General features: G+C 66.0%; 5 protein-coding genes. 4 read left to right on the forward strand and 1 reads right to left on the reverse strand.

All coding sequences use genetic code 11. The annotated features are described in order from the left end of the window. The 4 genes from ACRDUX_RS27470 to ACRDUX_RS27485 all read left to right on the forward strand — a co-directional run. The coding region (locus ACRDUX_RS27470) for an SDR family NAD(P)-dependent oxidoreductase (RefSeq protein WP_526418432.1) at positions 1-3,608 on the forward strand (3,608 nt) is incomplete at its 5' end. Positions 3,609-3,667: 59 nt separating this feature from the next. Continuing rightward, the gene (locus ACRDUX_RS27475; protein WP_526418434.1) at positions 3,668-5,098 is read left to right on the forward strand and encodes a condensation domain-containing protein; all 1,431 of its coding nucleotides are present in this window, start codon (positions 3,668-3,670) and stop codon (positions 5,096-5,098) included. Positions 5,099-5,107: 9 nt separating this feature from the next. After that, a complete protein-coding gene (locus ACRDUX_RS27480) occupies positions 5,108-6,358 on the forward strand; it encodes a glycosyltransferase (RefSeq protein ID WP_526418436.1) in 1,251 nt (416 codons plus the stop codon). A 5-nt stretch (positions 6,359-6,363) separates the two neighbouring features. Continuing rightward, positions 6,364-9,468 (forward strand): MMPL/RND family transporter, encoded by a 3,105-nt coding sequence (locus ACRDUX_RS27485; protein WP_526418438.1) that lies wholly within the window; start codon positions 6,364-6,366, stop codon positions 9,466-9,468. 25 nt (positions 9,469-9,493) lie between these two features. Here ACRDUX_RS27485 and ACRDUX_RS27490 read toward each other — a convergent pair. Next, on the reverse strand, positions 9,494-10,545 hold a 1,052-nt coding region (locus ACRDUX_RS27490), incomplete at its 5' end, for a Coenzyme F420 hydrogenase/dehydrogenase, beta subunit C-terminal domain (RefSeq protein ID WP_526418440.1).

The raw sequence follows: 10,545 nt of genomic DNA on the forward strand, positions 1-10,545 counted from the left end.
CGTCCACGCTGGCCGTGCATCCGCTGCTCGGCGCGCACGTCAAGCTGCCCGAAGAGCCCGAACGTCACGTCTGGCAGTCCGACGTGGGCACCGATGCCCAGCCGTGGCTGGCCGACCACCAGGTGCACAACATCGCTGCCCTACCCGGAGCGGCGTACTGCGAGATGGCGCTGGCCGCGGCCCGCACGGTCGTGGGCGAGGCATCGGAAGCCCGTGACATCGTCTTCGAGGACATGCTCCTCCTCGAGGAGACGACGCCGGTCTCCGCAGTCGCGTCGATCACGCCTGCGGGCGCCATCGACTTCCAGGTGATGACCCACCAGGAGGGCGCCGAGATCCGGAGGGCGAAGGCGGTACTGCAAGCCGTAGTCGACGAGGACGAGCCCGCGGCATACGACATCACCGAGTTGAGGGCGGCCCACCCCGTGGAGTTGGACGGGGCGGAGATGCGTGACTGGTACGACGCTCGCGGCATCCAGTACGGTCCCGCCTTCGGCGGTCTGACCACCGCGCACGCGTCCGAGGGGCCGGGTGGCACCGTGCTCGCCGCAGTGGCGTTGCCCGGTTCGATCCGATCCCAGCAGGGTGGTTACGGCATCCACCCTGCGCTGCTCGACGTCTGCTTCCAGGCCGTCGGTGCGCATCCCGATCTGCACGCCGACACCACCGGCACGCTGATGCTGCCGCTCGGGGTGAGACGCCTGCGCGCTCACTCGTCGACACGCAACGCCCACTACTGCTACGTACAGATGGTCAGCGCCAACGCCGGAGCGGTCGAGGTCGACATCGAGGTTCTCGACGAACACGGCGCGGTCCTGCTCACGGTGACCGGCCTGCGCCTCGGCACGGGTGTGTCCGAGTCGGGCCAGCGCGAAAGAACCCTCAACGAGCGGCTGCTGACAATCGACTGGCGTCGGCAGGACGCACCCGAGGCGGACACCGCTGCCGCGGGCGAGTGGCTGGTGATCGCCACCGACGAGGCCGACATGCTGTCGACCGAACTCGCCGAGGCGATGAAGCTCGCCGACGCCCAGATCGCCACGATGGTCTGGCCCCAGGGTGCCGACCAGGTTGCGCTGGCGGAGCAGATGCGCACTCAGCTCACCGCGCGCCCGTTCAGCGGCGTTGTCGTCGTGACACCGCCGTCCGCTGGATCGGCCGACGCGGAGACCACCCGCAAGGGTGCGGACCTGGTCCGTCACCTGGTTCGCATCGTCCGCGAATTGCCCGACGTGCCAGGCGAACCACCGCGGCTGCTGTTGGTGACGCGGGGCGCCCAGACGGTCGTCGAGAATGACGTCGCGAATCTGGAGCAGGGTGGACTGCGGGGTCTGATGCGCGTCATCGGCATGGAACACCCGGGGCTGGCTGCCACCACCGTCGACATCGATGACGGCACCGACACGAAACAGGTAGCCGCACAGCTGCTTTCCGGCTCCGACGAGGATGAGACGGCGTGGCGACGGGGCGAGTGGTACACCGCCCGCCTCAACCTGACTCCACTGCAACCGGACGAGCGACGGTCCACCGTGGTCGACCCCGCCAAGGACGGCATGCGTCTGCAGGTCCGCGCTCCCGGCGACCTTCAGTCGGCCGAACTGGCTGCCTACGACCGGGTTCCGCCCGGTCCCGGCGAGATCGAGGTGTCAGTCGCGGCGTGCAACCTGAACTTCGCCGACGTGCTCATCGCGTTCGGTCGGTACCCGAGCTTCGAGGGACGACTGCCCCAGCTCGGCGCTGACTTCGCAGGCGTCGTCACTGCGGTCGGCGATGGCGTCACCGACCACCGGATAGGTGACAGGGTGGCGGGCATCTCCATCAGTGGTGCGTGGTGCACGTTCGTCACGTGCGACGCCGGCCTCGCGGTCAAGATCCCCGAAGGGGTCACCGAGGGTCAGGCGGCAGCCGTGCCGAGCGCACACGCCACCGCGTGGTATGGCCTTCACGATCTCGCCAGGATCGAAGAGGGCGACAAGGTACTCATCCACTCCGCCACCGGTGGTGTCGGTCAGGCCGCGGTGGCCATCGCGAAGGCCGCAGGCGCCGAGATCTTCGCAACGGCGGGCACGCCGGAGAAGCGAGAGACGTTGCGCTCCATCGGAATCGAGTATGTCTACGATTCGCGTAGCACGGAGTTCGCCGAGCTGATCCGCAAGGACACCGACGGCTATGGCGTCGACGTCGTGCTCAACTCGCTGCCAGGCGCCGCCCAACGCGCAGGGTTGGAGATCCTGGCACCCAGCGGCCGGTTCGTGGAGATCGGCAAACGGGACATCTACGGCGACACCAAGATGGGCCTGTTCCCGTTCCGCCGCAACCTCTCGTTCTACGCGGTCGACCTGGCACTGCTGACGATCACCAAGCCGGCCAGGCTGCGGCGGCTCCTGAACACGATCTACCAGCAGATCGCGGACGGGATCCTGCCAGTACCGGAGACCACGCACTACCCGCTCGCCGAGGGTGCGACCGCCATCCGCGTGATGGGGGCCGCCGAGCACACCGGCAAGTTGGTACTCGACGTTCCGCACACGGGCTCCTACGACGTCGTCCTGCCGCCCGAGCAGAACCATCCGTTCCGGGGCGACGGTTCCTACGTCATCACCGGTGGGCTCGGCGGGCTTGGGTTGTTCCTCGCCGAGAAGATGGCGTCGTCCGGGTGCGGGCGGATCATCCTCAACGGCAGGTCCGGCCCGAAACCCGAAGCGCTGGAAGCCATCGAGCGCATTCGGGCACTGGGCGCCGAGGTCGACGTCGAGCTCGGTGACATCGCCGAGAGTGACACGGCGAGCCGTCTTGTCGTGGCCGCGACCGCAACGGGGCTGCCGCTACGCGGCGTGCTCCATGCGGCGGCGTTGGTGGAGGACGCCACTCTGGCCAACATTACCGACGAGCTGGTGGAACGCGACTGGGCGCCCAAGGTGTACGGCGCGTGGTACCTGCACGAGGCATCCGAATCGCAACCGCTGGACTGGTTCTGCTCGTTCTCGTCAGCGGCGGCGATGGTGGGTTCGCCAGGGCAGGGTGCGTACGCCGCGGCCAACAGCTGGCTGGACGCGTTCACTCACTGGCGGCGCGCGCAGGGATTGCCCGCCAGTTCCATCGCGTGGGGTGCGTGGGCCGAGATCGGGCGAGGTCAGGGCATGGCCGAGGACGCTTCGATGGCGATCAAGCCCGACGACGGCGCCCATGCCTTCGACGTGCTGCAACGGTTCAACCGGGCCTACACCGGCTATGCACCCATTGCGGGGACGCCGTGGTTGACGGCGTTCGCGCAGACCAGCCGCTTCGCCGAGGCGTTCCAGTCGATGGGCCAAGGCCGTTCGGGCACCAGCGAATTCCTCCTCGAACTCGATGAGCTGCCGCACGAGGAGTGGCCGGCGAGGATCCGTCGGCTCATCTCCGACCAGATCAGCCTGATCCTGCGGCGTTCGGTGGATCCGGACCGCCCGTTGTCGGAGTACGGGCTGGACTCGCTCGGCAACCTCGAGCTCCGGACCCGTGTTGAGACCGAGACGGGGGTGCGGATCACCGCCACGGACATCACCACGATCCGCGGGTTGGCCGACTCGGTCTGTGAGAAGTTGGTCCCCGTCGGGGAGGCGGCATGATGCCTCCCCGGCCGCTCGGTGCTGTGGTGATGTTTCCTAGCGAAGAGGAGGAGTGAGCTGTGCTGGTAGGGGTTTTGGAGATCGTCCGGATCGACGAATGGGATCCAGGCACCGGCGCTGTCGTGTCCTGGCACGGATCTCAGGTTTCGCGGGCCAGGGCGATGGAAGCACCGGTGAGCACCGTGCCTGCCAGTTACATGCAGGCGCAGCACATTCGGGGCTTCCACGAGTTCGCCGAACGAGGGTTGGACTACTCGCGGCTGGTGACCGTCTCCTGGGATGAACCCGGGCAGTGCGACCTTCGCGCGATGAGCTACGTGATCAACGCGCATCTGCGGCGCCACGACACTTACCGGAGCTGGTTCGACTACAAGGACGACGGCCGCATCGTCCGGCACACCATGCAGAATCCGAACGACGTCAAGTTCGTCCCGACGAGGCACGGTCAGATGTCCGCGGAGCAGTTCCAGGCACTGATTCTGGCGACGCCCAAGATCGGGGAGTGGGACTGCTTCAGTTTCGGGATCATCCAGCACGACGACCATTTCACGGTCTACGTGATCGTCGACCACGTACACACCGACCCGATGCTGATGGGGATGCTCTTCGTCGAGGTCCATCAGACCTACGACACGTTGCGGGAAGGTGGTGCCCCGCCTGTACTTCCGCAACCGAGCGGGTACGACGACTACTGCGTTCGTCAGCACCAGCGCACATCCACCCTCACGGCGGAGTCTCCAGAGGTGCACAGGTGGGTGGACTTCGCGGGGAGTAACGACGGCACGCTGCCCGAGTTCGCACTGCCACTGGGAGACCCCGAGACGCAGTGCGGTGGCGACATCATGGTGGTCCAGCTGCTCAACGGCGAACAGACCGCTCGCTTCGAATCGGCCTGCATCGCCGCGGGATCGCGGTTCATCGGCGGTGTGTTCGCCGCCGCGGCCGTCGCGCAGTATCGACTGACCGGCGTGGACACCTACTACGGCATGACACCCAAGGATCTGCGCACCCAACCCGAGGAATACGTCACCAACGGGTGGTTCACCGGGATGATTCCCGTCGAGGTCCCGGTGACGGGCGGTTCGTTTGCGCAGACGGCCCGCGCAGCGCAGAAGTCGTTCGACGGGAACACCGATCTGGCGACGGTCCCCTTCGATCGCGTCCTGGAATTGGTGCCGCGACTGCATCGGTCCCATCGAGGATTCCCCATGCTGGCCTACCTCGATGCCGGGCTTCCACCGCTGTCCGCCGTCGTCGCGGGGCACCTCGACGGTGTCAATGCACGCACGTACTGCGACGGGTTGAGCCCGGCCCACATCTGCATGTGGGTGGGGCGCGTCCACGACGAGGTCTCGTTGACGGTGTTCTTCCCGGACAATCCGATCGCGCGGGACTCCGTCACCCGGTACGTCGAGGCGATGCAGGCGGTCTACGCCGGAGTGGCCGAGGGCCGCGAGGTCGTCGTGACGCCCATGCGTGAGACGGCTTGATCGGGGCCGATGAAGATCGCCCTTGCCGTACACGGCACCCGAGGTGACGTCGAGCCCTGCGCAGCGGTGGGACGTGAACTGTTGCGCCGCGGCCACGACGTGCGAATGGCGGTTCCGCCCAACCTGATCGGGTTCGTCGAGTCCGCCGGTGTGCCGGGCGCCGTCGCGTACGGACCGGATTCGCAGAAGCAGCTCGATGCCGACTTCTTCCGGGACTTCTGGAAGGTCCAGAATCCCGTCACGCTCGTCCGCAAGGGCATGGACTACATCACCGAGGGCTGGGCGGAGATGAGCGAGACGCTGATGGCGCTCTCCGAGGACGCCGACATCCTACTGACCGGTACGACGTACCAAGAGGTCGTCGCCAATGTTGCCGAGTGCCGGGGCATTCCGCTGGCTGCCCTGCACTACTTCCCGGCGCGGGTCAACAGCCACATCGTCGCGTTCCCGGCCCCGTCGGCGGTGGTCCGGTCGGTGTGGACGGCCGCCGAGTGGCTGCACTGGCGGATGATGAAGAACGCGGAGGACGCTCAGCGCCGCGCGTTGGGTCTGCCAAGGGCGACGGCCAGGTGTGCGCGGCGCATCGTGGACGGCGGGGCGCTCGAGATCCAGGCCTACGACGAGCTGTTCTTTCCGGGACTGGCCAAGGAGTGGGGTGACAAGAGGCCCTTCGTCGGGGCCTTGACGATGGAGCTGCCGACGACCACCGACGACGAGGTGTCGTCGTGGATCGCCGCGGGCACCCCGCCGATCTACTTCGGCTTCGGCAGCATGCCCGTCGAATCTCCCGCCGAAGCAGTCGCGAAGATCAGCGGGGTATGCGCCGAACTGGGGGAGCGCGCGCTGATCTCCTCAGGTGTCTGGGCTCTCGACGACGAGGGGGCCTACGGTGACCACGTGAAGCTCGTCGGTGCGGTGAACCATGCAGCGGCCTTTCCGCTGTGCCGTGCCGTCGTTCATCACGGCGGTGCAGGCACCACCGCTGCGGGTGTGCGCGCCGCGGTGCCGACCCTGATCCTGTGGGTGGGCGCCGACCAGCCGGTCTGGGCGACTCACGTCAAACGGCTCCAAGTGGGTACCGCGAGGCGCTTCTCGAGCACCAATCGGGACAAGCTGGCGACCGCGCTGCGGAAGGTCCTCGCGCCGGAGGTCGCCGTTCGTGCGCGCGAGGTCGCCACACAGCTGACCAAGCCCAAAGCAAGCGTCTCGGCCGCCGCAGACCTCCTCGAGGAGAAGGCCGGCGTCATGGCCGCGCGGTGATCGACATGGCGAGCACCCTCAAGAAACTGCTTGCGAGAGCGGGTTTCGCCGGCTTGGGCAGATTCATCGTCCGCCATCCCGTCTTGGTGATCGTGGCTTGGCTCGCGCTCGCGCTAACCCTGTTCCTGGCGATACCGCCGCTGCCCGTCGTGGCGTTGAAGAAGCCACCACCCTTCCTGCCCACCGACGCGCCCGTCCTCGTCTCGACCAGCCAGATGAAGGATTCGTTCCACGAGGCCAGCTCGGGCAACCTCGCCGTCGTCATCCTGAGCGACGAGAACGGACTGTCGTCCGCCGACGAGGACACGTATCGAACGCTGGTGGACAAGCTGCGCACGGACACCGCCCACGTGCTGTCCACCCAGGACTTCGTGCACATCCCCGAACTCAAGCAGGGGCTCCAAAGCACCGACAACAAGGCCTGGCAACTCCCGGTCAATCTGGTGGGCACGATGGGTACCGGCGACGGGCAGCGGGCGTACCGGGCGGTGGTCAAGATCGTCAAGGCGACGACGGCCGACACGACGCTGACCGCCAGCGTCATCGGACCCGCCGCGACGCTGGAGGACCTCACCGCGATCGGCGCCGAGGATCAGCACATCATCGAGATCGCGACCGTGTTGATGGTCCTGGTGATCTTGGCGGTGGTCTATCGCAACGTGGTGGCGATGTTCCTCCCACTGGCCACGATCGGCGTCTCCCTCGTCGTCGCGCAACAGGTAGTCGCCGGGCTAGGCCTGGTCGGCCTGCCCCTTGGACCCCAGACGCTCGTCCTGATGACGGGAATGATGCTCGGCGCTGGGACCGACTACGCCGTGTTCCTCTTCAGCCGATACCACGAGTGCGTGCGGACGGGCATGACGTCCGACGACGCGCTGGTGGCCGCGCTCAGCTCGATCGGTGGCGTGGTGATGGGGTCCGCCGCAACGGTGGCCATCACGTTCTTCGGCCTGGCCTTCACCACCCTCGGCATCTTCCTGACCGTCGGTCCCGCCCTGACGGTCACCATCGCGATCGGCTTCATGGCGGCGGTGACGATGCTGCCTGCGTTGATCGTGCTCGCCGGGCGCCGAGGCTGGGTGAAACCGCGCAAGGACATGACCGGTCGGTTCTGGCGGCGGTCGGGCGTCCAGATTGCCCGTAAGCCCAAGATTCACCTGGCGGTCAGCCTCGTCATCCTCATCTCGCTGGCGGCGACGGTGACGCTGGTCAAGTTCAACTATGACGACCGCAAGACGCTGCCAGCCGATGCACCGAGCAATCTCGGGTACACCGCCATGGACGCCCATTTCCCGGTTGCGGGCACGCTGCAGCAGTTCCTCCTCGTCAATGCTCCCAACACGGACCTGCGTAGCCCCAGGTCGCTTGCCGATCTGGAGCAGTTGGCGCACAGGGTGAGTTCGTTGACCGGCATCGCTCTGGTGCGCGGTATCACCAGGCCGAGTGGCAAGGTCCTCGAGCAGGCCATGACCAGCTACCAGGTGGGCCAGGTCGGCGACAAGCTGCTCGATGGGTCGACCCAGATCACGGCCGGAAACTCCGACCTCTCCCGGCTGAGCGGCGGAGCTCACCAACTCGCCGACGTGCTCGGCGGCGTCCGAGGCCAAGTCGTCAACTCGATCGGTTCGATTCGCGGTCTGGTGACCGCACTCTCGGACATGGCAACGAAGTTCGGCGGCGACACGCCGCTGAAGAAGATCGACAGCACGTCGAGCCTGGTGGCCAACATGCAGGTGCTCGGCGCCCAACTCGACGACAACATCGCACGGATCAGCGGCGTCTACTCGTGGGCTGATCCGATCGTCACCGCTCTCAATGCCAGTCCGCTGTGCAACTTCGATCCGGCATGCGTCCAGTCGCGCTCAGACCTGCAACGTGTCGTCACCGCCTACCAGGACGGAAGCCTCGGCAAGCTCTCGAATCTCGGCAATCAACTCAAGTTGACACAGGACGGCCAGTCGCTGGACCAAGTGCTTCTGGCACTCGGCAAGCCTCTCGACGACGCACTAGCATCGGCCCGCAAGCTGGGTGTCACCGATCCAGCCAGCATTCAGAGGCAACTCCTCGGCGTCCAGCAAGGCGCTAACCAACTCGCGGATGCCAGTCAACAACTCGCCATGGGGGTTCAGACTCTCGTCGACAAGACCCGGCAGATCGGCGACGGCCTTGATCAGGCTTCGGCGTTCTTGCTGGCGATGAAGCGTGATGCGGCGGATCCACCGATGTCCGGGTTCTACATCCCGACGGAGATCCTCACCCAAGCGGAATTCAAGAAGGCGGCAACACTCTTCATCTCCGCGGACGGTCACACCGCGCGGTATCTCGTGCAGACCGGGCTCGACCCGTTCAGCACCGCTGCGATGGATCAGGTCCAGCAGATCATCAAGACCGCCCAAAGTGCGCAGCCCAACACGACCTTGGCCGACGCCGACGTGTCGATGGTGGGATTCTCCGTGGCGCAGAAGGATATTCGCAACTACTACAACTCCGACGTCGAGTGGATCATCATCGTCACGCTGATCGTCGTATTCCTCATCCTGGTGATGCTGCTGCGCTCACTGATAGCACCGATCTACCTCGTGCTCTCCGTGATCCTCTCGTACGTCTCCGCCGTCGGGATCGGGGTGGTCTTCTTCCAGTTCATTCTGGGACAACAGCTTTCGTGGAACGTGCCAGGTATGGCGTTCCTGGTGCTGGTGGCGGTCGGCGCTGACTACAACCTGCTCCTCATCTCGCGAATCCGCGAGGAGTCGGTGGGCCGTGGAATTCGGTCGGGGGTGATTCGAACCGTCGGCTCGACGGGCGGGGTGATCACCTCCGCAGGTCTGATCTTCGCGGCGTCGATGTTCGGGTTGACGGCAAGCAGCATCAGCAACATCGTGCAGGTCGGCTTCATCATCGGCGTGGGGTTGCTACTGGACACCTTCGTCGTGCGGACCATCACGGTGCCCGCCATGGCCGTCCTCGTCGGCAAGGCGAACTGGTGGCCGTCTCGGCCTCCCACCAAGCAGTCGGACGCGCGGCCCGAGCAGGACGACGCCGACGCCGACGAGTTGGTATCAGTCGCGCCGGTGGGACACACCGCCGTCGACTACGGAGACGTGACGTAGTACCCGTCAGGTACGACTGGGGTTGTCAAAGCGATGAGCGAAACCTGCGGAGCCGAAACAGATGCCGCGATACCCGGCGGACCACGCCGCTGACGGTCCTCGCTAGTGCGCTCACCTCAAGTCGCCGGTATCGCGCAATGGCAGCCCTCATTGGCCGAAGATAGGTGTCAAGGTCCTGGCCGGCGCGTGCTTCGGCGAAGGACTCCAGACTCAGCTCTGACATTGCTCGCCGCTGGTGGATGAGAGCCCGCCGGCCACCGCCAGATCTATTGGGGTCCGGACGAACTCGCTTCTTGGGCACGCTCAGTCCGGCGCTCAGGTCATCGGCGAGTCGAACCGCCAGTCCGTCGCGACGGTGCCGGAATCCGCCAGCCTGTGACTGTGCCGCCTCGTCGACGCCGATCGACTCCAACTCGATGGCGCCAGATGCGGCCCCACCCTGCAGGATCCGGTCGATCTCCTCGTTCCGACTGACGACGACGTTCGTGCCTCGCCAATCGTCCTTGAAGCGTGGTAGCCAGGCATCCCCGAACACGACGTCGGCAGTCTCGGCGAAGACGTCATCGCAGAAATTGCAGGCTTCGGGTTGGAATGCCCCGTGACCCCAGTTGCCGCCGATCAGCGTTTGTGTTCGTCGCTGGACGTACTCCTGCTCGCCACGCCTCTTCGCGCCGAAGTCGTAATCGCTCGACTTACGCGCCGGGTTCTTGATGCGGAAGTCAACTGCCGCCAGCTCCGTTGGCGCGATACCCATCTGCCAGGCCAGGGATTCAGCGAAGAATCGGGTCTTCATGTGACCGCAAACCAAACCTACGAAGAAGGGGATGGCCGCTTCCAGGGTCGGGTCCTCGCGACACAGCAGGCGCGCTGCCTTGATGAAGCACGGCACCCCGACGAGCGCATGGCGCTGACCACTGAGGCGCGCGGTCTCCAAGACGTCCCTCAAGGTCGTTGGGTAGTACTGGGACTTGCGGCGGGCAGTAAGAGACTCGCGGTCACTTGAGATCGTGTACTGGAACAGGTCGTCTTGGTCGCTCGCGCGACCCACGTGGATGACGGCGTCGACGATACCTTGGG

The sequence above is a fragment of the Mycobacterium sp. genome (assembly GCF_050701675.1).
Lineage (GTDB): Bacteria > Actinomycetota > Actinomycetes > Mycobacteriales > Mycobacteriaceae > Mycobacterium.